At 73.0% G+C, this 26,306-nt stretch carries 16 protein-coding genes; 9 read left to right on the forward strand and 7 right to left on the reverse strand.

Annotated elements, in window-relative coordinates; all coding sequences use genetic code 11:
* Positions 1 to 24 precede the first annotated feature (24 nt).
* Both ACIQWR_RS09335 and ACIQWR_RS09340 read left to right on the forward strand, forming a co-directional pair.
* A complete protein-coding gene (locus tag ACIQWR_RS09335) occupies positions 25 to 1,293 on the forward strand; it encodes an MFS transporter (protein ID WP_404006130.1) in 1,269 nt (422 codons plus the stop codon).
* A 97-nt stretch (positions 1,294 to 1,390) separates the two neighbouring features.
* On the forward strand, positions 1,391 to 1,951 hold the full coding sequence (locus ACIQWR_RS09340; RefSeq protein WP_404006131.1) for a DUF6817 domain-containing protein: 561 nt from the start codon (positions 1,391 to 1,393) through the stop codon (positions 1,949 to 1,951).
* On the opposite strand, the gene ACIQWR_RS09345 is transcribed toward ACIQWR_RS09340, so the two are convergent.
* Positions 1,887 to 3,176: an aromatic acid exporter family protein gene (locus ACIQWR_RS09345; RefSeq protein WP_404006133.1), complete on the reverse strand. Its 1,290-nt coding sequence runs from the start codon at positions 3,174 to 3,176 to the stop codon at positions 1,887 to 1,889. The genes ACIQWR_RS09340 and ACIQWR_RS09345 overlap by 65 nt on opposite strands.
* A 176-nt stretch (positions 3,177 to 3,352) precedes the next feature.
* On the opposite strand from ACIQWR_RS09345, the gene ACIQWR_RS09350 reads away from it, so the two are divergent.
* Complete coding sequence (locus ACIQWR_RS09350; protein ID WP_404006135.1) at positions 3,353 to 3,781, forward strand: ATP-binding protein; 429 nt, start codon at positions 3,353 to 3,355, stop codon at positions 3,779 to 3,781.
* A gap of 38 nt (positions 3,782 to 3,819) precedes the next feature.
* Here ACIQWR_RS09350 and ACIQWR_RS09355 read toward each other — a convergent pair whose 3' ends face one another.
* Positions 3,820 to 4,563 carry a restriction endonuclease gene (locus tag ACIQWR_RS09355; protein WP_404006137.1) on the reverse strand — a complete coding sequence of 248 codons (744 nt, stop codon included), beginning with the start codon at positions 4,561 to 4,563 and terminating at the stop codon, positions 3,820 to 3,822.
* A gap of 552 nt (positions 4,564 to 5,115) precedes the next feature.
* Here ACIQWR_RS09355 and ACIQWR_RS09360 point away from each other — a divergent pair.
* The 5 genes from ACIQWR_RS09360 to argB all read left to right on the forward strand — a co-directional run bounded on the left by ACIQWR_RS09360 (position 5,116) and on the right by argB (position 10,101).
* Positions 5,116 to 5,946, forward strand: coding sequence for an aminoglycoside phosphotransferase (locus ACIQWR_RS09360; RefSeq protein ID WP_404006424.1), 831 nt, complete (start codon positions 5,116 to 5,118; stop codon positions 5,944 to 5,946).
* A 321-nt stretch (positions 5,947 to 6,267) separates the two neighbouring features.
* Complete coding sequence (locus tag ACIQWR_RS09365; RefSeq protein ID WP_404006138.1) at positions 6,268 to 6,951, forward strand: isochorismatase family protein; 684 nt, start codon at positions 6,268 to 6,270, stop codon at positions 6,949 to 6,951.
* Positions 6,948 to 7,991: an N-acetyl-gamma-glutamyl-phosphate reductase gene (argC, locus tag ACIQWR_RS09370; protein WP_404006140.1), complete on the forward strand. Its 1,044-nt coding sequence runs from the start codon at positions 6,948 to 6,950 to the stop codon at positions 7,989 to 7,991. The genes ACIQWR_RS09365 and argC overlap by 4 nt, the downstream gene beginning before the upstream one ends.
* The gene (gene argJ, locus ACIQWR_RS09375) at positions 7,988 to 9,139 is read left to right on the forward strand and encodes a bifunctional glutamate N-acetyltransferase/amino-acid acetyltransferase ArgJ (RefSeq protein ID WP_404006142.1); all 1,152 of its coding nucleotides are present in this window, start codon (positions 7,988 to 7,990) and stop codon (positions 9,137 to 9,139) included. Before argC ends, argJ begins: the two co-directional genes overlap by 4 nt.
* A 20-nt stretch (positions 9,140 to 9,159) precedes the next feature.
* Complete coding sequence (gene argB / locus ACIQWR_RS09380) at positions 9,160 to 10,101, forward strand: acetylglutamate kinase (RefSeq protein ID WP_404006144.1); 942 nt, start codon at positions 9,160 to 9,162, stop codon at positions 10,099 to 10,101.
* 76 nt (positions 10,102 to 10,177) lie between these two features.
* Here the strand turns inward: argB and ACIQWR_RS09385 are convergent, their stop codons facing one another.
* The 3 genes from ACIQWR_RS09385 to ACIQWR_RS09395 form a co-directional block, all read right to left on the reverse strand.
* On the reverse strand, positions 10,178 to 10,435 hold the full coding sequence (locus tag ACIQWR_RS09385; protein ID WP_404006146.1) for a hypothetical protein: 258 nt from the start codon (positions 10,433 to 10,435) through the stop codon (positions 10,178 to 10,180).
* On the reverse strand, positions 10,432 to 12,012 hold the full coding sequence (locus ACIQWR_RS09390; RefSeq protein WP_404006148.1) for an amidohydrolase: 1,581 nt from the start codon (positions 12,010 to 12,012) through the stop codon (positions 10,432 to 10,434). The genes ACIQWR_RS09385 and ACIQWR_RS09390 overlap by 4 nt, the downstream gene beginning before the upstream one ends.
* 80 nt (positions 12,013 to 12,092) lie before the next feature.
* The gene (locus ACIQWR_RS09395; protein ID WP_404006149.1) at positions 12,093 to 12,305 is read right to left on the reverse strand and encodes an MbtH family protein; all 213 of its coding nucleotides are present in this window, start codon (positions 12,303 to 12,305) and stop codon (positions 12,093 to 12,095) included.
* A gap of 178 nt (positions 12,306 to 12,483) precedes the next feature.
* Between ACIQWR_RS09395 and ACIQWR_RS09400 the strand changes: the two genes are divergently transcribed.
* Positions 12,484 to 13,596, forward strand: a complete 1,113-nt coding sequence (locus ACIQWR_RS09400) for an alpha/beta hydrolase-fold protein (RefSeq protein WP_404006151.1) — start codon at positions 12,484 to 12,486, stop codon at positions 13,594 to 13,596.
* Between the two features lie 85 nt (positions 13,597 to 13,681).
* Here ACIQWR_RS09400 and ACIQWR_RS09405 read toward each other — a convergent pair whose 3' ends face one another.
* Positions 13,682 to 15,385: an ABC transporter ATP-binding protein gene (locus ACIQWR_RS09405; protein ID WP_404006153.1), complete on the reverse strand. Its 1,704-nt coding sequence runs from the start codon at positions 15,383 to 15,385 to the stop codon at positions 13,682 to 13,684.
* Positions 15,372 to 26,303, reverse strand: coding sequence for an amino acid adenylation domain-containing protein (locus ACIQWR_RS09410; protein WP_404006155.1), 10,932 nt, complete (start codon positions 26,301 to 26,303; stop codon positions 15,372 to 15,374). The genes ACIQWR_RS09405 and ACIQWR_RS09410 overlap by 14 nt, the downstream gene beginning before the upstream one ends.
* Positions 26,304 to 26,306: the final 3 nt, after the last annotated feature.

Raw genomic sequence — 26,306 nt, forward strand, 5'->3', positions numbered from 1 at the left:
CACCGCCCCAGCGAAGGTCGACCCATGCCCCTCTCGCTCCTGCGTGCGCGCACGGCGCGCCGCGTCCGGCCGCCCGCCGCGGTGCTCCGCGCGATCCGCTTGAACAACGGCTTCCAACTGCTGTTCAACCTGCTGTGGTGGATGCCGGTCTTCTACGAGTACCAGAAGCGGGCAGGCCTGTCGGACAGCCAGATCTTCGGCATCCAGAGCGTCTACTACGTGGCGTTCTGCCTGTTGGAGATACCCACCGGCGTCGTCGCCGACCGCATCGGGCAGCGACGCTGCATGCAGCTCGGGGCGGTCGTGATGGTCGCGGCGAACCTCCTTCCGGTCGCCTCGCCGTCGTTCGCCGGCTTCATGGCGCACTTCCTGGCCATCGCCGCCGCCCGGTCGCTGGTGTCCGGGGCTTCCAGTGCCTACCTGTACGAGTACCTGCGCGAGCACGGAGCGCAGGCACACTACGTACAGGCCGAGGGCACCGCCCGAGCACTCGGCCTCTGGGCGAAGATCGCCTGCTGGCCCCTCGTGGGCGTACTGACGCACGTCCGCCACGATGCGCCGTACGTCCTGACGGCGCTCTCCGCGCTCGGTTCGCTGGCCTGCGCCGCCGCTCTGCCCGCCATCGCAGCTCCGCGCGGGGCCGACCACCCGCCCGTGGCGCGCGTCGGGCTCCTCGACTCGGCCCGTCAGGCCGTGGGGGTGCTCGGCAGGTCACGGTCGCTCGGGCCACTGATGGTGCAGGGCGTGGCCGTGTTCACGCTCGCCCGCATCTGCCAGGTCAACCTCTTCCAGCCGCTGCTCCTGGAGAAGCACCTCCCCGTCGCCGACCACGGCGCCGTGCTGTCGGCGATGACGGTCGCCGAGGCCGTGGGGTCGGCCAGAACCGGCTGGATGCGCGGCAGGGTGTCCGACACCACCGCCGTGACCGTCCTCAGTGTGGTCATGGCCCTCACGCTCGCCGCGACCACGCTGTCCGGAGCACCGGGCACGATCCTGTGGCTGTGCGTGTTCGCCGCGGCGGCGGGCCTGGCCTATCCCGTGCAGCGCAACCTGATCAACGCGGCGATCCCGGCGACGCCGTACCGGGCGACCCTGCTGTCGGTGGAGTCCATCATCGACCGCGGCGTGTGCGCGCTGGTGGCGCTGGCCGTCGGCGCCTACCTGGCCGCGGACCGCCTGGACGCGCTGCTCGTGCACGCGGCGGTGGGCACGTGTCTGCTGCTGCTCGTGGTGGGCGTCGCCCTGCGACGGCTGCGCCGGGAGGGGGCGCGGCCGGCGGCCGGTCAGCCGTGACGCGGCGGGACGGGCGCGGCCCGGCGGCGGGACGGTCCCGGTGTCCGCATTCCGGTCCCGCCGGACACCGGCGCGGGGGCCGCGTCATGATGTGCGCATGACGGACAGCGACGACAAGCACACCGACTCCCCGGCGATCGCCCTGCTCAAGGAGCTGGGGGCCGAGACGACCAAGCACTCCGGCGGAACCCTGCTGACCCACTTGCTGCGCGTCGAGGCGCTGCTCGCCGAGTGGGGCGCACGGCCCGCCCTGCGCACCGCGGCCCTGTGCCACGCCTTCTACGGCACGGACGGGCTGCCCCTGAGCCTGCTGGAGCTCTCCGAGCGCGCCCGCCTCACCGAGGCGATCGGTGAGGAGGCCGAAGAACTCGTCTACTTCTACGCCAGCTGCGACCGCAAGGCCTCCTATCCCAGCCTGGCCGCCCCGGACGGGGCGCCGGTGACCTTCCGTGACCGCTTCACCGGGCAGGAGTTCACCCCGTCCCCGCGGCAGCGCCGTGACTTCGCCGAGCTCACGGTGGCCAACGAACTGGACCTGGCCAAGGTGAACGCGTCCTTCCGCGAGCGCAACGGGGCGGGCCTGCGGGAGCTCTTCACCCGCTGGGCTCCGCTCCTGTCGGAGGCGACCCGCCGCGAGGTGAGCGCGGTCCTCGGCTGACCGTGCGGGCGCGCGGGGCGCGGAGGCGGGTGGACAGGCGGCCCCGTAGGGAGTCGGTGGGGCGGTTACGGGCGTGCTGGTCGAGTTCCTCCATGAGGCGCTGGGAGCGCGTCTCGACGTCCAGCTCGTCCAGGACCCGGTCGATCTCGGCGAGCAGAGCGCCGTGCAGCTGCCAGTGCTCGGGACGCGCGCGGGTGGCGGCGAGCAGCAGGTCCGCGAGCCGGTCACGGTGCTCCCGCGCCACCGCAAGCTCTCCGGCCAGGCGCGCTTCGGCCTGTTCGGCGTTGGCGCTGACCTGGGCAGTGATCAACTGGGCGAAGCTCTCCACGGCGATCGCGGTGTGCCGCAGCACCTGTTGGAGGGCGGCCGTGGTCCCGGCGTCGAAGAGCGGCCCGTCGGGGCGCGCCCTGGCCAGGTCGGTCAGCGTCCGGCAGGCCACGCGGAGCACCACCGCGCAGATCTCCAGGGTGTCGAGACCGGTGCGCAGCACCAGCCTGAAGAGCAGGCCCTCCTTGACCCGCGGGTTGAGCCGGAGGCTGTCCTCGGCCTGCCGGAGGGCGGCGTCGACCTGGGCGATGTCGTTGTCGAGGCGGCGCGCCTCGTGCAGCCGGGCCGCCGCCTGCGCCACCCGGCCCGGTCCCTGGGGTTCCGCACCGGGGGCTTCCTCACCGAGGTGGTCGAGCAGCCGGCTCATGCGCGAGGCGAGGTCGGTGATCGCGGCGCCCGCCGGGCCCACCCAGAGCGGCGGCGCCAGCAGCAGGTTCACGAGCAGTCCGATCACCGCGCCGATGACGGTCTCCAGGACCCGGTCCCAGGCCGTGTCCGTCACCTGGCCGACGCCCAGGACGAGCATGGCGCTGATCGCCACCTCGGGTACGAACTCGTCGACCCGGACGAGGTGGCCCACCACCAGGGAGGCCAGGATGAGCAGGCCGAGGCTCCACCAGGTGAGCCCCACGAGCGCGCTGAAGCCGATCGCGATCAGGACGCCGACGACCACGGCGTTGACCCTGCGGACGCTGGTGGTCAGGGTCGAGTACAGGGTGACCTGGACGACGAGCAACGCCGTCAGTGGGGCCGTCAGCGGGCTCGGCTCATCGCTCAGGCGCAGGGCGACGGAGTAGCTGACGACGGCCGCCGCGGTGGACCGCAGGGCCTGGACGGCGACGGGCTCGCGGCGGCGCCGCGCGACACGGGTGACGAGGTTCGTGATCATTTCGGGCATGTTCCGGTCCTGCCCGGGACCTCGCCGATGACGCCTCCGGGCTGATCGTTTCTCCGCCACGGGGTGTGGCGCGCCCCGGCCCGATGGCCGCGGCACGGCTGACGCGCGCAATGCCGGGCACACGCGCATGCGGCGGGCGGAGGTCCTTCCCTCCGTCGCCTCGTGAGGAGGACATGATGCTGCGAGCAGTGGGCTGGGCCCGGTCGATTCCGGTGTCGTACGGAGTGCGCGCGGCGCGCACCTGGACGCGGGAGCACCTGGAGTCGCTGCCCTGGACGGCCGATGCGCCGGAGACGGTCGACGCGATCCTCGTGACCGTGTCCGAACTGGTGACCAACGCCCACGTGCACGCCAGGAGTCCGGCCCAGCTCGTCCTCACCTGGGACAGCCACTGTCTGCACGTGAGCGTCAGCGACGAGGACGCGCACCTCCCCGCTCCCCGGGACCCGAGCACCACGGCCACCTCCGGCCGTGGACTCGCGATCATCGACGCGCTCTCCGACACGTGGGACGCGCACGCCCGCCACGGCGGCAAGGCCATCACCGCCTGCTTCCGGCCCCCGGGCGGACCGGACCCGCACGACGGTCGGCCCCTGTCCGGATGACGACCGGGGCCCGGGCCGCGTACGGGCCGCCGCGGGGCTCAGGCCACGGGGACCGGCGCCGTCGTGTCGTCACCGACGGCGCCCCAGGGCGGCGCCGCCCCCGACTCGGTCCACGCCGCCAGGGCCTCCCCGTCCACGCAGACGATGCCGCACAGGGCGGCGTACTCCAGGGCCGGGGCGGTGAAGGAACTGGTGGTCACGAGGATCGCCACGTCCGCCTCGTGGACGGCGAAGCAGGTCCCGCCGAACCGCTGGAGGTCCTGCGACCCGACCCGGTTCCCGTCGCCGTAGTGCTTGCACTGGACGACGACGCGCAGCCCCTGCGCGGTCGTCGCGAGGACATCGGCGCCGAGGTCGCCCGCACCCCCGACCACCTCCACCGCGGTGCAGCCGTCGCGGGCGCACAGCGCGGCCACCGCGTGCTCGAAGCCGTCGGCGTCGACCGCGGCGTGGTCCAGCGCCCCGGACCCGATATCGGGCACCTCCTGCGCTACCGATCCCGCGTACGCGTCGGACCCCACGTACGCATCGGCGGTGCTCGGCGCGCCCGGCAGGTCCGCCAGGTCCGTACGGGGGTGGCGGCGGTCGGGTGACATGCCCCGCTTCGCCAGGGCCACGCCCGTCGCCAGCAGCACCGCGGTGCCGAGCGGGATCACGAACGCCCCGGCCCCGTCCGCTCCGGTGCTCCGCAGGAAGACGGCCAGGCCCCCCAGACAGATCGCCACCAGCCCGACCGCCAGCACCACGTCGCGCACCAGGGACGCCGAGCCGCGCCCGGACATCCCTCCGCCTATCCCTCCGCCCTGCCTCGACGACCTCATGCCGGAGTCTCCCCTCACTCGTTCGCGCAGACCGCGGTCCCGAACCCCAGACGGGTTCGGGACCGCGGACGTCTCGCGTGTAGCCGGGAATCCGGTCCTCAAACGGGGAGTGACACAGGGGTACCGCGCCGGACCCGTCGTCGGTGGGGTGTTGGTGGGCCGTTGGCCGGTGGTCGCGAGGCGCGAGCCCAGTGCTGTTCGCGCGCATCGCACGCCGCGTCCGGCCGACCACCAGCCAGAACCATTGGGAAATCCGCCACCGCCCGACTGGAACCAGCCGTGTCGGGAAGCCCTACCGCACGCCACCGGGGCCGGTGTCTACGCTGCTCGGCATGACGGTCATGGAAGCGAAGAAGCCGCCCAGGGGGCCCGTGACACCGAAGCCGAGCGGGCGCCCGCCGGGGCCCGTCACGCCGGACAGGAACCCTCCCTCGCCGCCCGACCACCGTCCGCCGCCCGGGGCCTGAGGTGACGTCCGGGCGCGTCAGCTGGGCGCAGCTCCCCGAGGTGCTGGTGGCCGCCGTCGGTGAGCGCCTCGGCACCGTGTTCACCGCCCGCGACGCGGAGCACTCCGCCGCGGCGGGCATCGCCTCCGTGCTGGACCTGGAATCGGGGGCGTGCGTCTTCGTCAAGGGGCAGCGCGAGCGTGCCCCCGCCGCCGATGCCGGTCCGGGGGAGGACGACTCGTGGTGGGGGCCCGACTGGTCGCCCGTGGACGAGCTGGATCTCGAAGAGGCGGTGAACCCCCACCTGCCCGCGAGCGCGCCACGGGTCCTGTGGCGGCTGGCCGGTCACGGATGGCACCTTCTCGCTTTCGAAGGAGTACGCGGCCGGGACGCGGACTTCGTGCCCGGCTCGCCGGATCTCGCGCCGGTCGTCGCGGCGCTGGCCGAACTGGCGCCGCTGCCCGCACCGCCCGCGGTACGACTGCCGACCGCCTGGGACCGTTGGGGGTACTACTGCGCCGACGGCGACGCGGAGCTCCTCGCCGGTTCGCGCCTGCTGCACACCGACCCCGCCTCGACCAACATCCTGGTGGAGGGCGGCGGCCGGGCCCGCTTGGTCGACTGGTCATGGGCATCGGTCGGTCCGGCCTGGATCGACACGGCGTTGTGGGGAATGCGGCTGGTGTCCACGGGCGGGCACTCCCCCGAGCAGGCGTGGCAGTGGGCGGCCCGGGTGCCGGGCTGGACCGACGCCGAGCCGAGGGCCGTCGCGGTCCTCGCGCGGGCCGAGGCCCGACGCTGGCACGACCTCGCCGCCGAAAAGAGGCCCACGGCCGACTCGATCGCCCAGTCCGCCGCCGCATGGGCCACCTTCCTCGCCACCCGCGGCACCACCTGACGGCACGGCCGCGGGAGTCGTCCCCGGGCCGCGGCGCGACGGTGGGGCGGGCCGGCCGAGGCGTTGCGATCGGCGCTTCCCACGCGCTTGGAGTCCGGCGATCACGTGTGGATCGCCTGCGATACGGCGACCACCCGGGCCATGGCCGCCCAGACGCGCGGGCAACTCGACTCGGCCGAAGAGCAGTTGCGTGCGATCGGTCGCTGGGCGAGCCGCATGGCCAGGGCGACCACACAACCGCACACTTAGGTTAGGCTAAGCTAAATCTCAGTCGGGGAGCGGGGCTGCGCGAGCGCGCGCCATCAGGGGAAGGAATTCACCATGGGGCCTCATGTCGCCGACTCCTACCCCATGCCTGACCGCTCCGCGCTTCCCCCGTCCTGCGTCGGCTGGACCGTCGATCCCGGCCGCGCCGCCCTGCTGATACACGACATGCAGAACCATTTCGTGGGGGCGTTCCCCGCGGAGCAGTCCCCCGTCGTGGAGCTCGTCGACAACATCGCCGCACTGCGCGAACTCGCCGGGACGCTCGGCATACCGGTCGTCTTCAGCGCCGAGCCGGCCGCCCAACAACCGGGTCAGCGCGGCCTGGTCGCCGATGTCTGGGGCCCCGGCATCGGCGACGATCCCGGGGCCGCCGCGATCATCGAGCCACTCGCCCCGCGCCCGGGCGAGCACGTGCTGGCCAATGTGCGGCACAACGCCTTCCTCCGCAGCCACCTCGGAAGACTGCTGCGCGAGGAGGGGCGCGACCAGCTGATCGTCTGTGGGGTGTACGCCCACCTCGGCGTCCTGCTGACGGCTGCCGATGCGTTCATGAACGACATCCAGCCCTTCGTCATCGCCGACGCCGTGGCCGACTTCACCGCCGAGGAGCACGCCATGGCCCTGCGGTGGGCGGCACGCAGCGGGGTGGTGTGCACGACCGAGGCCGTGCTGCGCGACCTGCTGCTCGGCAGGGTGCCACGCACCCTCGCACGTATCGAGAGAAACGGAAGAACATGACCGTACGGGTCGCGGTGGCCGGTGCCAGCGGCTACGCGGGCGGGGAGATCCTGCGCCTGCTGGCGTCGCATCCCGGTGTGGAGATCGGCGCGGTGACCGCGCACACCAGCGCGGGCCGGCCGCTGGGGTCCGTGCAACCCCACCTGTCCGACCTTGCCGACCGGATGCTGACGGAGACCTCCGCGGCGTCCTTGCGCGGCCACGACGTGGTCTTCCTGGCGCTGCCGCACGGGCAGTCCGCCGCGCTGGCCGGGGCGGTGGAGCCGGGCACCCTGATCGTGGACTGCGGCGCCGACTTCCGGCTCCGCGACCCGGCCGCCTGGGAGCGGTTCTACGGCTCGGCCCATGCCGGGACCTGGCCCTACGGCCTGCCGGAACTGCCCGGAGCCCGGGAGGAACTGAGGGCCACCACGCGGATCGCCGTACCGGGCTGCTATCCGACGGCGGTCACTCTGGCGCTGTTCCCCGCCTACGCGGCCCGGCTGGTCGAGCCCGAGGCCGTGATCGTCGCGGCCAGTGGGACCTCGGGCGCCGGTCGGTCCCTCAAGGCGAACCTGCTCGGCGCGGAAGTGATGGGCTCCATGAGCCCGTACGGCGTCGGGGGCGGCCACCGACACACACCCGAACTGGCGCAGAACCTGTCCCGGGTGGCGGGCGAACGCGTGACGGTCTCCTTCACCCCCACCCTGGCACCCATGCCGCGGGGCATCCTGGCCACCTGCTCGGCCCGGCTCCGCCCCGACGTGGCGGCGAGTGCCACCGGGGAACGGGAGGTCCGCGCGGTGTTCGAGGCCGCGTACGCCGACGAGCCGTTCGTCCGGCTGCTGCCGGCCGGTCAGTGGCCGTCCACCGCCGCCGTCCTCGGCTCCAACACGGCCCAGGTGCAGATCGCCGTGGACCCGGACGCCCGCAGGCTGATCTGCGTGAGCGCCATCGACAACCTGACGAAGGGCACCGCGGGTGGCGCGGTGCAGAGCATGAACATCGCCCTCGGCCTGCCCGAATGGCTGGGCCTGCCCACGAATGGAGTGGCTCCGTGAGTGTGACCGCCGCCCGGGGATTCCTTGCCTGCGGAGTGACCGCCGGCATCAAGGAGTCCGGTGATCCGGACCTGGCCCTGGTGGTGAACCGGGGGCCGTCGCGCGCCGCCGCCGGTGTCTTCACCTCGAACCGCGTGCAGGCGGCGCCCGTACGCTGGTCCCGGCGCGTGCTCGCCGGGGGACGGGCCTCCGCCGTCGTCATCAACTCCGGTGGAGCCAACGCCTGTACCGGCCCGGCCGGCGGCGACGACGCGCGGGAGATGGCCGAGCGCACGGCGCGGGCCGTGGGCGTGGCCCCGGACGAGGTCGCGGTCTGCTCCACCGGCCTCATCGGCGTACGGCTGCCGATGGACCGCGTGACGGCCGGCATCGCCACCGCCGCCGACCGGCTGTCGCCCACGGGCGGCGAGGACGCGGCCGTCGCGATCAAGACGACGGACTCGGTGCACAAGACCGCCGTGGCGTCCCGCGACGGCTGGACGGTCGGCGGCATGGCGAAGGGCGCGGGCATGCTCGCCCCCGGACTGGCCACGATGCTGGTGGTCCTGACGACGGACGCCGACGTGAGCGCGGCCGTGCTCGACACCGCACTGCGCGAGGCGGTACGCACCACCTTCGACCGGGTGGACTCGGACGGCTGCATGTCCACCAACGACACCGTGCTGCTGCTCGCGTCGGGCGCCTCGGGATCCGTACCGGACACGGGAGCCTTCACCGAGGCCGTGCACGCCGTGTGCCTGGATCTGGCGGGCCAGTTGGTGGCGGACGCCGAGGGCGCCTCCAAGGAGATCGAGGTGACGGTGGTCGGCGCGGCCTCGGACGAGGACGCCGTCGAGGTGGGCCGGTCCGTGGCCCGCAACAACCTCCTCAAGTGCGCGCTGCACGGGGAGGACCCGAACTGGGGCCGCGTGCTGTCCGCCATCGGCACCACCTCCGCCGTCTTCGATCCGGACCGCCTGGACGTGTCGATCAACGGTGTCCAGGTGTGTCGGGACGGCGCGGCGGGTGAGTCCCGGGACAAGGTCGACCTGTCGGGCCGCGAGATCACCGTCACCGTGGACCTGCGCTCCGGAGACGCCTCCGCCACGATCTGGACCAACGACCTCACGGCCGAGTACGTCCACGAGAACAGCGCGTACAGCTCGTGAACGGGACGGAGACGACACGGATGAGGACGCTCCTCGAACAACGCGGTACCGCTGGTGCGGCCCCTACGCCCGGAGCGCCCGGAGCCGCCGGAGCCACCGAGCCGACCGCGGCGGACCTGCCCTGGCTGGAGGAGCTCCAAGGCCGCACGGTCGTCATCAAGTTCGGCGGCAACGCCATGGTGGACCCCTCGCTCCACCGGACGTTCGCCCAGGACGTGGTGGAACTGTGGCACGCGGGCCTGCGTCCCGTCGTCGTGCACGGCGGCGGGCCGCAGATCAGTGCGATGCTCGACCGCCTGAACCTGGAGGTCCGCTTCGAGGCCGGGCTGCGGGTGACCACGCCGGAGACGATGGACATCGTCCGCATGGTGCTCACCGGCCGGGTCCAGCGGGAGCTCGTCGGCGCACTCAACGCCCACGGTCCCTTCGCCGTGGGCCTGTCGGGTGAGGACGCGCACACCATGACCGCCGTTCGGCGCCCGGCGTGGGTGGACGGGCGGCCGGTGGACATCGGCCTCGTCGGGGACGTCGTGGCCGTGGAGCCCCATACGGTGCGCACGCTGCTGGAACAGGGGCGGATCCCCGTGGTCTCGCCGGTCGCCCGGGGCACGGACGGACAGGTCTACAACGTCAACGCCGATCTCGCGGCGTCGGCCCTGGCCGTGGCCCTCGGCGCGGACCGGCTGGTGGTCCTGACCGACGTCGAGGGACTGTACGCGGACTGGCCGAACAGCACCGAGGTGATCGAACGCCTGACGGCAGGTGAGCTGGAGACGCTGCTGCCGGGACTCGCGAGCGGCATGCTCCCCAAGATGGAGGGCTGCCTGCGGGCCGTACGCGCGGGCGTGCACAGGGCGCAGGTCATCGACGGCCGGGTGCCGCACGCGCTGCTGGGCGGCGTCTTCACCGAGAACGGTCCGGGCACCACGGTGGTTCCGGACGAGGACGAGGAGCACGAGTAAAGGGGCGGGCGGCGCGTGACCGCCGACAACGCGGCACCGCTCCGCCCGCCCCGTGAACGGCCTCGCCGCCGCGCTGCTATCCGCACGCGCGGCCGGGGTAGGTGTCGCTCTCCGGCGCCCCCGCCTCGCGCATCCGGCGCAGGACCTCCCCGAGGACCGCGTCGTCCACATCGACCGGGATGTTGAAGTACCGGTCGAAGACCATGGACTCCCCCCGGCCCGCGTGCCAGATCACCCAGCGCGGCGGGACGGCGGGCGCCTCCCACAGCGGGGAGAGCTCTTCCATGCCGGTGGCCTGGACGCCCACAGGGCCCGTACCGATGACACCACTCACAGTTTTCCTTCTTCCGTCACTTCGCGTCCGTCGATGATTGTGGCCACGACCTCGATGCCGCCGATCCGGGAAGGTTCGACACGCCGCGGGTCGTCCCCCAGGACGACCAGGTCGGCGCGCTTGCCCGGGGTGAGGCTGCCGGCGCTGTCATCCCACCGGCAGGCGTACGCGCCGGCGACCGTGTAGGCGCGCAGCGCCTCCTCGACGGTGATCGCCTCGTCCGGACCGATCAGCCGGCCGGAGGCGGACGCGCGCTCGACCATGAACTGGACGGCCCGGAGCGGCGCCCCGTCCGTGACGGGCCGGTCCGAGCTCCCCACGAGCGTCACGCCGTGGTCCAGGAACCCGCGGCCCCGGTACATCCAGGGTGCCCGCTGCGCGCCCATCACCTGTGCGTAGTCGTCCCCGAAGGAGTACAGGAAGGTCGGCTGGACGACCGCGCTGACGCCGAGGCGCGCGAAGCGCGGGAGCTGGTCGGGGCGGATCAGGCCCGCGTGTTCGATCCGGTGCCGCGCCTGCGGGCGGGGTCTCAGGCGCTGCGCCCGCTCCAGCGCGTCGAGCGCGAGGTCGGCGGCGCGGTCGCCGATGGCATGGACGGCGAGCTGCCAGCCGGCCAGGTGGCCGTCCACGATGAGCCGGGTGATGACCTCGGGATCGTCCTGGAGCTGGCCGGTGTGGTCCATGCCCGTGTAGGGGGCGGTGAGGGCGGCCGTGCGGGCCATCATGCCGCCGTCGGTGTAGATCTTGAGCGCACCCAACGACAGCCAGTCGTCGCCGAATCCGGTGCGCATGCCCAGGTCCAGGGCGCGGGGGAAGCCGTCCTCCCGGTGCGTGTCGCGCGGGCTGATCGTGTCGCCCGCCGCCATGAGCTGGACCCGCAGGGGCAACCGCCCCTGGTCCCGCAGCAGTTGATAGGCGCCGAGTTCCACGGGGCTGTGGCCGAGCAGGCCGCCTCCGATGCCCGCCTCGGCGACGGCGGTCACGCCTTCGGCGAGGCAGGTACGGGCCGCGCGCTCGACGGCGTCGGCGATCTCGGCCTGGGCGTAGGGCAGCCGGAGCCGGCGCGCCGCGGTCATGGCGCTTTCGGCCAGGAAGCCGTCCTGGTGCGGGACATCGGCGGGGAGGAGGTGCAGGACCGCGCTGTTGACCACACACCCGTGACCCGAGTCGTGCATCAGGAACACCTTGCGCCCGCGGCTGACGGTGTCCAGCTCGGCGGCGGTCAAGTGACGGCCCAGGGACCGCTGGTCGTAGCCCATCACGTCCACCCAGGCGCCGGTCGCGCCGTGGCGGGAGACCGCCTCCGCCACGACCGCCAGCACGTCCTCGACCCGCTCGCAGGGGGCGACGCTCGGTGCGCTCCGCTTGAGCCCGGTCCACGCCAAGTGGACGTGGCTGTCGATGAACCCGGGCAGTACGGTGGCGCCCCGCAGGTCGATGACCTCGCGCGCGGGGAGTGCGGTCACGGCCTCGTCCAGGCCCACGATCCGGCCCCGCCAGATGCCCAGGTCGTGGGCGACCGGGTGGACCGGGTCCATGGTGAGGAAGTTCGCGTTCGTCAACCTCGTGCACAGCATGGGCAGTCCGTCCGTCGCTCAGCGGTCTCGTCTCGGGGAAGTGGGACCGGCCGAGGCCGACCGGCTCCGGGCCGCCCCGGTCAGGCGCCGGTGGCCGCCGCGAGGGAGCGGGGGCGCAGATCGGTCCACGCGGACTCGATGAACTCCAGGCACGCGTCGCGGCCGGTCTCCTCCAGGGCGACGGCCCACCCACCCGGCACCTCGGCGAAGGACGGCCAAAGCGAGTGCTGGCCCTCGTCGTTCACCAGGACCAGGAAACGGCCGTCGGCATCGTCGAACGGGTTGGTGCTCATCTTTGGGTTCCTCCTGGAGCCGGATGGACCGGCGGGTGCCGTCGGGCGGGTGGACCCGCGCGGCGGCTCGATCGTGAATGAACTATGGGGTCGGGAAGGAGGTGAACCAGACACTTAGGTTAGGCTCGCCTAAACCAAGAGCTTAACGTTTCCCATTCCCCCTCACAAGGAGACACTGATGCGTGTACGCGAACGGGTCCGGGCCGAGGACGGCGGGGAGAGTCCCTTCACCGCCTTCGGCCTGTCCGACGCGCCCGGCACCGACGCGTTCTGGGCGGCGGCGGGGCCCGCGTACGCGCCCTCCGGTGACGGCGGTTGGGCCGCCCTGTTCCTGTGGCGCGGCACCCCGGCGGTCATCGACTTCGAGAGCTGGTCGGATCCGGTGCCGTTGCTCCGGTGGCGTGACACGGACTGCTGGTACGCCGAGGTGCCCATGCCCGCACGCCTGCGGGTGACCTACCAGTTCCTCGCGGACGGCGCTTCCTACGCCGACCCGTTGAACCCGGTCGGAGCCGGCGGCGACCGGTCCATCGCCGCCACCCCGGACGCTCCCCCGCAGCCGCACTGGCCGGCCGTCGGCGCCGACGACGTGCTGCCGCTGCCCCGCACCCGGATCCGGTGGGCCAGCGAACGGCTCGGCGGACGGCGCACCGTGCGGGTCCACCCGGTGGGTGGTGGCGGACCGGTGGTCCTCCTGCTCGACGGGGACGACTGGCTCCACCTGCACCCCGCCGTGACCGCGTTCGACGCGGCCTTCGCCGCCGGCGACATGCCCCCGGTCACGCTGGTCTTCGTACCGGCCAAGGACCGGCCGGCCGAATTCGGGTGCCGACCGGAGCTGTGGGAGGCGGTACGGGACGAGCTGCTGCCGCTGGTGGCGGAGTGCGGGGTGCCCGCGGACCCCGACCATCTGGTGGTCGCCGGGCAGAGCCTCGCCGGACTGAGCGCCCTGTACGCGGCCACGGAGTTCCCGGAGCTGGTGTCCCGGGTCGCCTGTCAGTCGGGCTCGTTCTGGTGGACGGCGCAGGCGGCGGATCTCCCCGACCCCCTGGGCGGTCCGGTCGGGGGCACCATGGCCGCGCGCCTGCGGGAGCGGCCCGCCCCGACCGGCCTGCGGATCGCCTTCGACCTGGGCGAGCACGAGACGCGCATGCTCCCCCACTGCGAACGGGTCGAGGCCCTCACGCAGGAGTCCGGTGCGACCGTACGGATCTCCCGCTCGGCCTCGGGCCACGACCGGGCGGGCTGGCGGCAGGCCCTGCTCAGGGACGTCGCCTGGGCACTGGCCTGACGCACGATGAAAGGGGCCCGGGGCCCGGCGGATCGCCGGGCCCCTGGCCCCTTCGCTGTGTCACCCGGTCAACGCGTTCACCGGCTCACCGCGTCACCGCCGCGCTGTACGCCGGGTCGGTGGCCAGCAGGTGCCGGTGCGTGCCTTCGACCGTGACGACTCCGTCGTCCACGACGAGGACCCGGTCGGCGGCGTCCAGCAGCGCCGGGCTGCTGGTGATGACGACGGTGGTACGGCCCCGGCGCAGCTTCGCGATGTTGCGTGCGACGAGCTGCTCGGTGACCGCGTCCACGGCCGTCGTCGGGTCCCGCAGGACGAGCACGTCGGAGTCCGCGGCCAGGGCCCTGGCCAGCGAAAGGCGCTGGCGCTGGCCCCCGGAGAGGTTCGCACCGCGGTCGCGCACCTCGTAGTCGAGTCCCTGCCGGTGCAGGGCGACGACATCGGTCAGCATGGACGCCTCGACGGCCTCGGCGACCGAGCCGCTGGTGCCCGACGGGTCGATGTTCGTGCGGAGGGTTCCCGCGAAGATCTCCCCGTCGTACGGGTTCACCAGCATGTGTTCGCGGACCGCCTCGACGGCCAGCTCCGCCAGGTCCTGCCCGCCGAGCCGCACCGCTCCGCCGTAGGCGGCCGGCGGTACGTTCACGGCCAGGATCGAGGCGAGCTCCGCCGCCGCCCCCGGCTGGTAGACCGTGATCGCCGTGAACTCGCCAGCCGGGACGTGGAACTTCAGGCCCTGGAGGGACTCGTACCGGACGCAGTCGATCTCCAGGTCCCCACCGGGGGCCGGTCGCGCCGTCCCCGGGGCCGCCACCGGCGGGGCGGACAGCACCAGGGCCATCCGCTCCGCCGAAGCGCGCGCCATCATCACGTACTTCGGCATGTCCGAGAACAGCCTGAGCGGTTCCATGATGAACTGCGCCAGGCCCACGGCCATGACCAGCTCACCGATGCTGATCTGCCCGTCGAAGGCCAGCCAGCCGGCGGTCAGGGTCACCGCGGCCGCGAGGATCGAGTTCAGGGCCAGCGCGGCGCCCGTGTAGGCACCGTTCACCCGGGCGACCGTGATCGCCTGCTCCTTCGCCTCCGTACTGACCTTCCGGTAGGACCGGAACGCCGCTTGGTTGCCGCCGAAGCCGTGCAGCGGGCGCAGGCCGGTGATCAGGTCGGCGACCTTCGCACCCGCCCGCGCCACCCTGGCCTGCTGCTCCTTGGTGCTGCTGCCGATCCGCTTCGACATCACGCTGAGGGTCGAGAGGATCGCGACCGTACCCACCATGACCAGCAGGCCGAGCCGCAGGTCCGCCAGGCTCAGCGCGACCGCCGCGACCAGCACCGCGACCGAGGAGCTGATCAGCATCGGCACGACCTCGACGATGTCGGCGGTCTGGTCGGCGTCCTCGGTGGCGATGGTGAGCACTTCGCCGGATTTGAGGTCCACGTCCCGGGCCACCGGCTGGAGGCCGCAGGCCGCGACCCGCACCCGCCACTCGTGGGCCTCGGTCGTGTTGGCCTTCTGCAGGATGCGCATCCCGAACCGCCACGACAGCGACACCGTCGTGATGATCACGGCCAGCGCGGCGACCGAGAGGGCGAGCGCCTCCGGGCTCCGTTGGCGCATCGTGTGGTCGACGATCAGGCCGAGTGCGATCGGGAAGGCGGTCTCGCCCGCCTGGTACAGGCCCATGAGGACGGTGCCCCAGACCATGGCGCCGCGATTGCGGCGTATGGCGGTGCGGAGGATGTCGGATCCCGGGCGGCGGGATCCCTGGACGTCAGGAATTGTCATCGAGGTGCCGGGCAATCGCTTCGGGGGTTCGCAGGGTGAGCAGGTCACGGATGGTGATCACGGGGCCGAATTCGCGGCGCAGGAGTCCGACCAGTCGTACGGCCAGCATGGAGTGTCCTCCGAGGGAGACGAAATCGCCGACCGCGCTCACCTCGTCGTCGTCCAGGTCCAGGGCCTCCGCGAAGAACTCGCAGACCACCGTCTCGGTCTCGGTCTCCGGGCCGCGCTCGCCCGAAGTGGTCAGTGCTCCCAGCGGCTTGGGCTCCGGCAGGGCCTTGGTGTCGGCCTTCCCGTTGACCGTGAGCGGGATGCTGTCGACCTGAGCGTAGTGCGTCGGGCGCATGTAGTCCGGCAGTCCGGCGCCCACTTCGGCGGCGGCCGCCGCCAGGTCGGAGCCGGGGGCGAGCACGAGGTACGCGGCCAGCCGGTAGGCGCCGTCGACCTGCGGGTCGGGCTGGGCGACCGCGGCGGTGAACCGTACCGCCGGGTGCGCGGCGAACGCGGCCTCGACCTCGCCCAGCTCCACGCGGTGGCCCCGGATCTTGACCTGCTGGTCGGTGCGACCGAGGTACATCAGGTTGCCGTCCGGCCTCCGGATCACCAGGTCACCGGTGCGGTACATGCGCTCGCCGGGCTCGCCGAACGGGGACGCCACGAACCGGTGCGCGGTCTGGGCCGGCTGGCGCAGGTACCCGCGGGCGATGCCGACGCCCGAGACGTAGAGCTCGCCGGGGACCCCGTCCGGCAGCGGCCGCAGCCACGGGTCCAGGACGAACACCTCGGTGTTGTCGATCGCCACGCCCACCACCGGGTCCTCGCACTCGAAGGTGCCGACTCCCAGGGTGTTGATGGTGTATTCGGTGGGTCCGTACAGGTTGTAGCCGACCGTGCCCTCGGTCTCCGCGAGCAGCTTCCACAGCGTCGGGGTGACCGCCTCGCCGCCGAGCAGCACCAGCGGGGGGCGCCGGTCCGGGTCGTCGAGCAGGCCCTCGGCCACCAGCTGCTGCGCGTAGGTCGGGGTCACGTTGATGACGTCGATCCCGTGCTCACGGCAGTAGTCGACCAGGGCGGGCGCGTCGCGGCGCAGTTCCTCGTCACAGATGTGCACCTCGTGGCCGTCGGCGAGCCACAGCAGCTCCTCCCACGACATGTCGAAGGCGAACGACACGGTGTGCGCGATCCGGAAGATCCGGTCGCCGTGCTCCGCCAGCACCGGTGCGAAGATGCGGCGCTGGTGGTTGATCAGCATGTTGGTGAGTCCGGCGTACTCGGTCACGACGCCCTTGGGCTTCCCCGTCGAACCGGAGGTGTAGATCGTGTACGCGGGGTGCCGCAGCCGGTCCGGGTCGTCCGGCGTGAACGTCACGAGCGGCTCGGCCTCCGGAAGGGGCCGGTCCAGTTCGATCAGGTCGCCGGTCAGCCGGGGCGAGACGGAACTGACGGTGAGGATCACCTCGGGCCGGGCGTCCGCGACGATCGTGGCGATCCGCTCGTCCGGGTGGTCCAGCTCCAGCGGCACGTACCCCGCACCGGTGCGCAGTACGGCGAAGAGTGCCACGATCCAGTCCAGCGTGCGCGGGATCGCCAGGCCCACGGTCTTCTCGGGGCCGATGCCGCGTCCGGCCAGTACGCCCGCCAGCAGGCGGCTGCGGCTCTGGAGTTCGGCGAAGGTCAGGCTCTGGCCGTGCGCGACGAGAGCGATCCGCCCGGGTGCGCGGTCGGCGGCCCGGTCGAAGCGGTCGACCACCGTGTCGGTGCCGATCTCCGTGCGGTCGGCGGGCCCGGGCACCGGCCCGAGGCCGGGCAGCGCGCCCACCGGTCCGGTGGACCGGGCCAGGTCCTGGAGCAGTCCGACGTAGTCGTCGAGGAGGCGACGGGCGTCGGCGCTGTCGCCGTGGCGGTGCTCCAGCTTGACCGTGAGCCGGTCGCCGGGCGTGACGACCCAGGTGAACGGGTAGTGGGTGGAGTCGTCCGACTTCACGTCGGTGATGCCGTGGCGGGCGTTCATCTCGTGGAGCGCGTCCATGTCCAGGAAGTTCTGGAGCACGAACAGGTTGTCGAACAGGGTGTCGTGGCCGCTGGCGCGCTGGATCTCGCCGAGCCCCAGGTGCTCGTGCTCCATCGCGTCGACCCGGGCGGCCTGTACGGCCGACAGGTACTCCCCGACCGTGTCGTGCGGCCGGGCCCGCGTCCACATGGGCACGGTGTTGAGCAGCACGCCGACGATGTCGGACAGGCCCTCGCCCTCGCGGCCGGAGACGGTGACGCCGAAGACGGCGTCGCTGCGGCCGGTGTGGGCGCCGAGGAGCAGGCCGAAGGCGCCGGTGAGGACCGAGTTCAGGGTGACGCCGTGCGCCTTGGCGGTCTCCCGCAGCAGGTCCGACTGTTCGGCCGAGAGCGTGTGCAGGAGCGCGGGCGGCAGTTCCTCGGAGAGGGACGGCGCCGGTCCGGCGAGCAGCGTCGGGCCGGAGAGCCCGGCCAGTTGCTCGGCCCAGAACCGCTCGGAGAGGGCCGGGTCCTTGGCGGCGAGCGCCCGGGCGTGGTCCTCGAAGCGGGGGACGGCCTGGGCGGCGTCCGGCCGCTCGCCCGCGAGTACGGCCCGGTAGGCGTCGAACAGGTCGCGCAGCACGATCGCGCGGGACCAGCCGTCCCACAGCAGCAGGTGGTAGCTGAGGAGCAGTCCGTCGCGGCCGTCGGGCAGCCGGATCACGGTGAGCCTGATCAGCGGCGGCTCGGCCGGGTCGAATCCGGTGTTGCGGTCCTGGACGCGGAGGGCTTCGACCTCCTCGTCGGTCGACAGCTCGACGGTGTGGACGCCGACCCGCCGGCCCGCCTTGAGGACCTGGACCGCGTTGCCGTCGTCGTCGGTGGTGAAGCCGGCGCCGACGACCGGGTGCCGGGACATCACGCAGGCCATGGCCTCGGCCAGCGCGTCGGTGTCGAGGCGGCGGTCGAGGGCGAAGTAGCTCTGCGCGACGTAGTGTCCGGCCGGGCCCGCCAGCTGGGCCTGGAAGAACAGGCCCCGCTGGAGCGCGGTGACGGGCGCCGTGCGCTCCGCCGTCGCGGAGGCTTCCGCGAGGGTTTCCAGGGCGTGCAGCCAGTGCGCGGCGAGCTCGTCGGGGATCTCCTCGGCGAGGGTGAAGGTCGCGTGCAGGCTGCCGGTGGCCGCGTCGGTCCAGGCGTTGACCTCCACGGCGTACGGGCTGCCCTGGTCGCCCCCGGTGATGTGCGGCACCTGGGACTCGCTGCCGCGGCCGAGGTAGTTGAACAGCACCTGCGGCCGGGCGGTCAGCAGCGGGGCCGTCTGCGGGTTGAGGTAGCGGAGCCGGCCGTAGGCGAGGTGCCCGGACTCGTCCGGCTGACGCGCCGCGAGCTCGCGGGCGGCCGCGACCGGGTCGGTGTGCGCGGTGAGCCGGACGGGCGCGATGGCGGTGAACCAGCCGACCGTACGGGTGTAGTCGTGGTGCTCCGCCACCGCCACCCGGCCGTGCCGCTCCAGTTCGATCGCGAGATCCGTGGGCGACGGCTGGATCCGCGTCAGGGCGGTACGCAGGGCTCCGCACAGCAGTTCGGTGAGCGCGACGCCGAGCGCGGCGGGCGCGGTGCGCGTGACCCGGTCGCTCACCTCGGGATCGAGGACCACGGTGGTTTCGCGCAGAGCCCCGGACGCGGGGAGCAGCGGGGGCGCCTGGAGGGTGGTGATCCAGTGCCCCAGGTCGTCGGCGCCGGTGGTGGAGCGCAGGGTCAGGGCCTCGGCGTACTCCGCGTAGGAGGTGGTCGCCGGTGCGAGGGCCTCCCCGCGCAGGGCGGCGGCCAGGTCGTCCAGCAGGATCAGCCAGGAGACCGAGTCGACCGCGATGTGGTGCACGGTGACCACGAGGGTGCCGGTCGCCGCGAGCCAGGTGAACGCGGTGACGTCCCCGGTCTCGGGGTCGAGCCGTCCGGCGGCCTCGTTGGCGGCGGCTGTGGCGTCGGCGGTGTCCGCGCGGACGACGGTGGCCTCACGGGCGGGTTCGGTGCGCAGGGTCCACACACCGTGCTCGGCGTGCAGGCGCATCCGCAGGGCCGGGTGGGCGGCCAGCACGGCGTCGGCGGCGCGCTCGATGTCGGCGAAGGCGGTTCCGTCGGCCACGTCCACGGTCCTGGCCTGGGCGAACCGGGCGAGGGATCCGCCCAGCTCGCGCTGGCGCAGGAGGATCGGCGTGGGCGCCACCGGGCCGTCCTCGCGGCGTGCGGGGGCGGGCGCGGCGGTGGAGACCCGGTCCTGCGGGGCGCGCTGGGCGAGCAGCGCGGCGAGGGCCCGCGGCGTCTTCCGGAGGAACACGTCGCGGGGTGCGATCGGCAGGCCGAGCGCCCGGGCCCGGTTGACCACGGTGATGGCGCTGATGCTGTCGCCGCCGGCGCCGAAGAAGTCGGTGTCGGCGTCGGTGTCCGGGTGGGACAGCGTGTCGGCGAAGATGCCGATCAGCGAGACGAGCTCGGAACCGGTGGCGGCCACCGGGGTGTCGTCCTGCGCGGCCGCCGCGACCAGGGCCTTGCGGTCCAGCTTGCCGTTGACGGTCAGCGGCAGGGCGTCCACGGACAGGACCCGGCCCGGCACCATGTGCGCGGGCAGCTTCGCCGTGAGGCGCGCGGTGAGGTCCGCGACGTCGCCGGGGACCCGGCCCACGACGTGGGCGACCAGGTGGTCGCCGCCGTCGGCCACGGTGACGGCGACGTCGACGACTCCGTCGAGGTCCCGCAGCGCGGACTCGACCTCGCCCAGCTCGATGCGGAAGCCCTTGAGCTGGACCTGGTCGTCGGCGCGGCCGGTGAACTCCAGCTCGCCGTCGAGGGTGCGGACGGCGAGGTCGCCCGTGTGGTACATCCGGGAACCGTCGTTCGCGAACGGGTTCGCCACGAACCGGCCCGCGGTGAGGCCCGGCCGGCCCAGGTAGCCGAGGGACACCTGGTCGCCGGCCACGTAGATGGCGCCCACCACGCCCGGCGGCACGGGCCGGAGCCGGTCGTCGAGCAGGTAGGTGGCGAGGCCGGGGATCGGGCCGCCGATGGGGCTCACGTCGTCGCCGAGGGCGAAGTCCTCGTCGGTCAGCACCCGGTGGGTCACGTGGACGGTGGTCTCGGTGATCCCGTACATGTTGACGAGCTCGGGCGAGGCGGCGCCGTGCCGCTCGACCCAGCCGCGCAGCCGTCCGAGGTCCAGCGCCTCGCCGCCGAAGACGACCCGGCGCAGGGCGGGGAGCGGTTCGCCGGCGTGCCGGTCGGCCTCGACGAACTGGTAGAAGGCCGACGGCGTCTGGTTGAGCACGGTCACGCCGTGCTCGCGGACCAGGCGGTGGAAGTCGACCGGGGAGCGGGTCAGCCCGTAGTCGGGGAGGAGCAGCTCGCCGCCGTGGGCGAGGGCGCCCCACAGCTCCCAGACCGCGAAGTCGAAGGAGTAGGAGTGGAACTGCACCCACACGTCGTCCGGGCCGAAGTCCATGTCCGGCTGGGTGTTGGCGAGCAGTGCCACCACGCTGGAGTGCGGGACGACGACGCCCTTGGGCTTGCCGGTGGATCCGGAGGTGTAGATCACGTACGCCGGGTCGTGCCAGTCGACGGCGTCCGTCCCGGTGTCGGCGGCGACGGCGTCCTGAGGCGCTTCGTCGCCCTGTACGAGCACCCGGGCGGCGACGCCCGCCCGCTCCAGCAGGGCGGTGAAGCGTTCGCGCTGGCCGGGGTCGACGAGGACGGCCTGCGGAGCGGCGTCGCCGAGGACGTACTCCAGCCGGTCGTCCGGGTAGGCCGGGTCGAGCGGTACGTACGCGCCGCCCGCGCTGACGATCGCCACCAGGGCGACGACCTGCTCGATGGTGCGCGGGACGGCCACGGCCACGCGCCGGCCCGGCCGGACCCCGGCCGCGCGCAGGGCGGCGGCCAGTTCGTCCTTCGCGGCGGCGAGTTCGCCGTAGGTCAGCGAGCGGGTGGTGCCGTCGAGCGCGCACTGGGTGACGGCGGTGGCCGCCGGGTCGCGGTGCGCGGCGGCGTCGAACAGTGCGCCGAGGGTGGTCGGGGTGATCGGTGCGGGCCTGCCGCCTCCCTCCGGCGCCAGGTCGGCGACCGGGGCGTCCGGCCGGGTGAGCAGGCCGGTGAGGGTGTGCGCGAACCGGTTCAGGATCTCCTGGGCGCCGCTCTCGCCGAGCAGTTCGCCGTCGTAGATCAGGTTGAAGCGCGGGCGCCCGTCGAGGGCCCGCTCCACGACCAGGGTCAGCGGGTAGTGCGGGGCTCCCTCGTTGACGAGCCCGGTGATGGAGAGGGTGTCGTCGCTGCGGCGCAGGGCGGCCACGTCGGTCGCCACGTCGAACACGACGAGGGTGTCGAAGAGGGAGCCGACGCCGGCCTGGCGGCCGATCCGTGCCAGCGAGACGTGCTGGTGCGGCAGCACCGCGCCCTGGTGCTCGCGCACCGAGGTGAGCAGCTCGCCCGCCGTGGTGGCGGCGGCCCACCGCGCACGCAGCGGGACGGTGTTGATGAACAGGCCGACCATGTCCGCGATGCCGGCCACGTCGGCGTCGCGGCCGGAGACGGTGGAGCCGAAGACCACGTCGTCGGAGTGCAGGATGCCGCCCAGGGTCACCGCCCAGGCGCTGTGCACGGCCACGCTCAGCGGCACGCCGGCCGAACGGGCGGCCGCGTCGATGTCCTCCACCGGTTCCACCGAGGTGTCGGCGAACCGGTCGGACGGGGTGTGCTCCCTGGCCACCAGCGAGGGGCCGGGCAGCTCGGCGAGCTCGGCGCCCCACACCCGGTCGCTCTCCTCGGCGTCGCGGCCGGCGAGCCAGCCGACGTAGTCGGAGAAGCCGCTGAGCGGGTACATGCTCCCGGGCGCGTGGTACTCGGCGAGCAGCGTGCGCAGCATCGGGGGCACCGACCAGCCGTCGGCGATGATGTGGTGGACGGTCTGCACCAGGACGTCGCGGCCGGTGTCCGGGTCGCGGAGCAGCGTGAACCGCATCAGCGGGCCGGTGGCCAGGTCGAATCCGGCGCGACGGTCCCGCTCGGCGTACTCGCGCAGCTCCTCGTCGGTGATGCCGGGCCGCTCCAGCGTGCTGAAGGGCGCCTCGGCGCCGGATTCCAGTACGGAGACGACGCGGCCGTCGGCGAGGGCCTGGAAGCGTGCGGCCAGGTTCGGGTACAGGGTGAGCAGCCGGGTGGCGGCGGCCGCCAGGCGGTCGGCGTCGAGTTCGCCTTCCAGCGTCAGCAGTTGCTGTTCGACGTAGTTGCCGGCGGAGTCGTCGTCGAAGACCGAGTGGAAGTACAGGCCTTCCTGGAGCGGGGTCAGGGGCAGGACGGCACGCAGCTCGGGGCCGTCCAGGGCGTCGACGTCGGCCTGGGTCAGCCGCACCAGCGGGAAGTCGCTGGGCGAGTGGCCGCCCTGGTCGAGCGCGGCCAGGGCGGTGAGGGCCTCCTGGAAGTACCCGCCGATCGCTTCGACGTCTTCCTCGGTGAACATTCCGTCGGGCCAGGAGATGGTGGTGACGAGTTCGTACTCGCCGGTGGCGGCGGGTTCGGCGATCGCGTTGAACTCCAGGGCGCGCGGCAGGCGCATCCTCGGGTCGCGCTTCTCGCCGAGCTGACCGGTGGTTCGGGAGAGCTGCCAGTCGCCGGACGCGCCCGCGTCGAAGCGGCCCAGGTAGTTGAACAGGACCTGGGGCGCCGGGGCGGTGAAGGCGGCGCCGGCCAGGTAGCGCAGGGCGCCGTAGGAGACGCCGTTGCCCGGTACCCGGGCGAGGTCCTCCTTGACCGCCTTGAGCGCGGCGGCGAGGTAATCGGGCGCCGTGAAGTCGCCGGTCGTGCCGGGGTCCACGGTCACCGGGAACAGGGTCGTGAACCAGCCGACGGTCCGCGACAGTTCCGGCTCGATGCCCGCGGCGCCCGCGACGTGGCGGCCTTCGCGCCCGTGGCCTTCGAGTTCGATGTGGGCGAAGGTCTGGTCCTGGCCGCGGCCGCGGCGCCACCGGGCGAGGGTGACGGCGAGGGCGGTCAGCAGGACGTCGTTGACGCCCGCGTGGAACTTCGCCGGGACCTCGCCCAGCAGGGCGGCCGTGACCTCGGGTCCGACCGTGACGGTCCGGTCCCGCTCCCGCTCGACCGTGTCGGCCTCGGACGGCGCCCGCCGGCCGAGCGGCGCGTCGGGTCCGGGCAGGGGGCGCTCGAAGTGGGCGCGGTCCGCGTCGAACGCGGCGCTTCCCAGGAGCTGGGTCCAGCGCCGGAAGGAGGTGCCCCCCGCGGGCAGTGCGATCGCTTCGCTCGCGGAGATCTGGCGCCATGCGGTGGCCAGGTCCTCCATCAGGATCCGCCAGGACACGCCGTCGACGACCACGTGGTGGGCCACGAGGACCAGTTGCCGTGCCTCGCCGCGCCAGACGGCCCGCAGCATGACGCCGTTGTCCGGGTCCAGTGCTTCGGTGGCGAGGGCGACGCACGCGTCGAGCGGCAGGTCGCTCCGCTGCCAGCCGGCCGTGGTGCCGTCGGCCTCGGGTATGTCGAAGCTCCAGCGGTCACCGCGTACGAGCCGGGCGCGCAGCATGTCGTGCCGGGCCACGACGGCGTCGAGGACGGCGCCGAGGACGTCGGCGGTGAGGTTCGCCGGGGTGTTCAGCACGACGGCCTGTACGAAGCCGTCGATGTGGTCCGTGGTCCGGCCGAGCCACTGCACGATGGGCGATCCCACGACGGCGCCGGTCGCGACGTCGCCGTGGTCCACCCGGGTCACGTCCTCGCGGCTGGCCACCGCGGCGAGGGCGCCGAGGACGCTGTTGGCGAAGATCTGTCGCGCGGTGACGTAGAGGCCCGCTTCGCGCAGTGCGCTCAGCAGCGAGATGGCGAGGATGCTGTCGCCGCCGAGCTGGAAGAAGTCCTGGTCGACACCGACCTCCTCCAGGCGCAGCACCGAGGCGACGGCCGCGCAGACCGCGTGCTCGTTGTCGGTGGACGGCCGCAGGGACGTGCCGGTGAAGATCTCGGGTTCGGGCAGTGCGCGCCGGTCGAGCTTGCCGTTCGGGGTGAGCGGGAACTCGGTCATCACGACGATGTGGGTGGGCACCATGTACTCGACCATGTGCTCGGTGGCCCATGCCTTGACCTGGTCCGCCCGCAGGTCCTCGGCTCCGGCGGCGGGGATCGCGTAGCCCACGAGGTAGGTGCCGCCCGCGCTGTTCTTCTTGGCGATGACGCAGGTGTGGCGCACCCCGGGGTGTTCGGCGAGGCCGACCTCGACGTCTTCGAGTTCGAGCCGCATGCCGCGGATCTTGATCTGGTTGTCGGCCCGGCCGAGGAAGTCCAGCGAGCCGTCCGGGGCGAACCGGGCGAGGTCACCGGTCCGGTACAGCCGGGAGCCGTCGCCGGCGAAGGGGTTCGCCACGAACCGCGAGGCGGTCAGGCCGGGTGCGCCCACGTAGCCGCGTCCCAGGAGGAAACCGCCCACGTAGAGCTCGCCGCCGACGCCGACCGGGACCGGGCGCAGTTCGTCGTCGAGGACGTACAGCTGGGTGTTGGGGTTGGCCTTGCCGATGGAGGTCGACAGGCGTTCCGCTTCGCCCCGGTAGATGACGTGGGAGACGCCGATGGTCGTCTCGGCCGGGCCGTAGCCGTGGTACATGGGGATGTTGAGCCGGGTGCGGTAGCGCTCGTACAGCTCGGGGGTGAGGACCTCGCCGCCGCACCAGACGTGCCGCACGCTGTCGAGCCGGTCGGAGTCCCCGGCGATCTCCAGCAGGACGTCGAGCATGGAGGAGACGAGGTAGGTGAAGGTGACGCGGTGCTCGGCGATCACACTCAGCAGGTGGTGCGGGTCGCGTTCGCCGCCGGGCCGCAGGACGACCAGCCGGCCGCCGCACACCAGCGGGAGGAAGATCTCGTTGATGGAGATGTCGAAGGACAGCGGCGCCTTGAACAGCGAGGCGTCGTCGTGGCCGAAGCCCAGGATCTCCTCGACCTGCCACAGCAGGCGCTCGCTGATCGCCTCGTGGCGGATCATCGCGCCCTTGGGCCGGCCGGTCGAGCCGGACGTGAAGATGACGTAGGCCAGGGAATCGCCGGGTGCGGTGATTCCGGTGTCCGTGGTGGGGTGGCCCGCGTACTGCCAGTCGTCGAGGTCGACGACCACGGCGGCCGGTTCGGACGGATCGTGCTCGCCGGAGGCGCCCAGCTGCAGCACGACCCGCGCGTCGTCGATGACGACGGCGCGGCGCGCGGCGGGCCACTGCGGGTCGAGCGGCACGAACGCCCCGCCCGCCTGCAGCACACCGAGCAGGCCGATCACCATCTCGGCGGAGCGGTCCAGCGAAATGCCCACGACCTGCTCGGCGGTGAGACCCCGCCCGATCAGGTGGTGGGCCAACTGCGCGGACAGCTCCGCCGCCTGACGATAGGTCAACGACCGGTGTTCGTCGATGACGGCGACCGCGTCCGGCCTGAGCCGGGCCTGCTCGCGGAACATCTCCACGATGGTCGGCCGGACGCGGTCCGCCCCGGTGTCGTTCCACTCGGCCAGGGTCGCCAGCCGCTCCGCCACGCCGGACGGGCTGATGGTGCCGAGGGGCCGGTCCGGGAAGTCCGCCAGGTCGTCGAGCGCGAGCTGCGCGTCGACCGGCCGGACACCCTCCGGGAGGGCGATGCCGATGCCGCCCGCGGCGGCTTCGGCGATCTCCCAACCGGTCGGGGCGGCGCCGCCGTTGTCGACCCATCCGAGGACGTCCGCGAAGAGCGTGCCGGGGGTCAGGTCGATGCCGTCAGGGCTCCCTCCCGTCGCCCAGTACGACAGTCCGATGGCGCAGGCCTCGGCGATGGTCCGGTCGGAATATCCGCCGGTACGCCGGCGCACGTCGGCCAGGAGCGCGGGAGAGATCAGCACGAGACGAGCGCTCGGTTCCATCATTGA

The sequence above is a fragment of the Streptomyces sp. NPDC098789 genome (assembly GCF_044759975.1).
Lineage (GTDB): Bacteria > Actinomycetota > Actinomycetes > Streptomycetales > Streptomycetaceae > Streptomyces.

Coding starts and splice junctions, on each gene's coding strand:
- ACIQWR_RS09335 (WP_404006130.1), top strand. CDS start 25: ATGCCCCTCTCGCTCCTGCGTGCGCGCACGGCGCGCCGCGTCCGGCCG.
- ACIQWR_RS09340 (WP_404006131.1), top strand. CDS start 1,391: ATGACGGACAGCGACGACAAGCACACCGACTCCCCGGCGATCGCCCTG.
- ACIQWR_RS09345 (WP_404006133.1), bottom strand. CDS start 3,176: ATGCCCGAAATGATCACGAACCTCGTCACCCGTGTCGCGCGGCGCCGC.
- ACIQWR_RS09350 (WP_404006135.1), top strand. CDS start 3,353: ATGCTGCGAGCAGTGGGCTGGGCCCGGTCGATTCCGGTGTCGTACGGA.
- ACIQWR_RS09355 (WP_404006137.1), bottom strand. CDS start 4,563: ATGTCCGGGCGCGGCTCGGCGTCCCTGGTGCGCGACGTGGTGCTGGCG.
- ACIQWR_RS09365 (WP_404006138.1), top strand. CDS start 6,268: ATGGGGCCTCATGTCGCCGACTCCTACCCCATGCCTGACCGCTCCGCG.
- argC (WP_404006140.1), top strand. CDS start 6,948: ATGACCGTACGGGTCGCGGTGGCCGGTGCCAGCGGCTACGCGGGCGGG.
- argB (WP_404006144.1), top strand. CDS start 9,160: ATGAGGACGCTCCTCGAACAACGCGGTACCGCTGGTGCGGCCCCTACG.
- ACIQWR_RS09390 (WP_404006148.1), bottom strand. CDS start 12,012: ATGCTGTGCACGAGGTTGACGAACGCGAACTTCCTCACCATGGACCCG.
- ACIQWR_RS09395 (WP_404006149.1), bottom strand. CDS start 12,305: ATGAGCACCAACCCGTTCGACGATGCCGACGGCCGTTTCCTGGTCCTG.
- ACIQWR_RS09400 (WP_404006151.1), top strand. CDS start 12,484: ATGCGTGTACGCGAACGGGTCCGGGCCGAGGACGGCGGGGAGAGTCCC.
- ACIQWR_RS09405 (WP_404006153.1), bottom strand. CDS start 15,385: ATGACAATTCCTGACGTCCAGGGATCCCGCCGCCCGGGATCCGACATC.
- ACIQWR_RS09410 (WP_404006155.1), bottom strand. CDS start 26,303: ATGATGGAACCGAGCGCTCGTCTCGTGCTGATCTCTCCCGCGCTCCTG.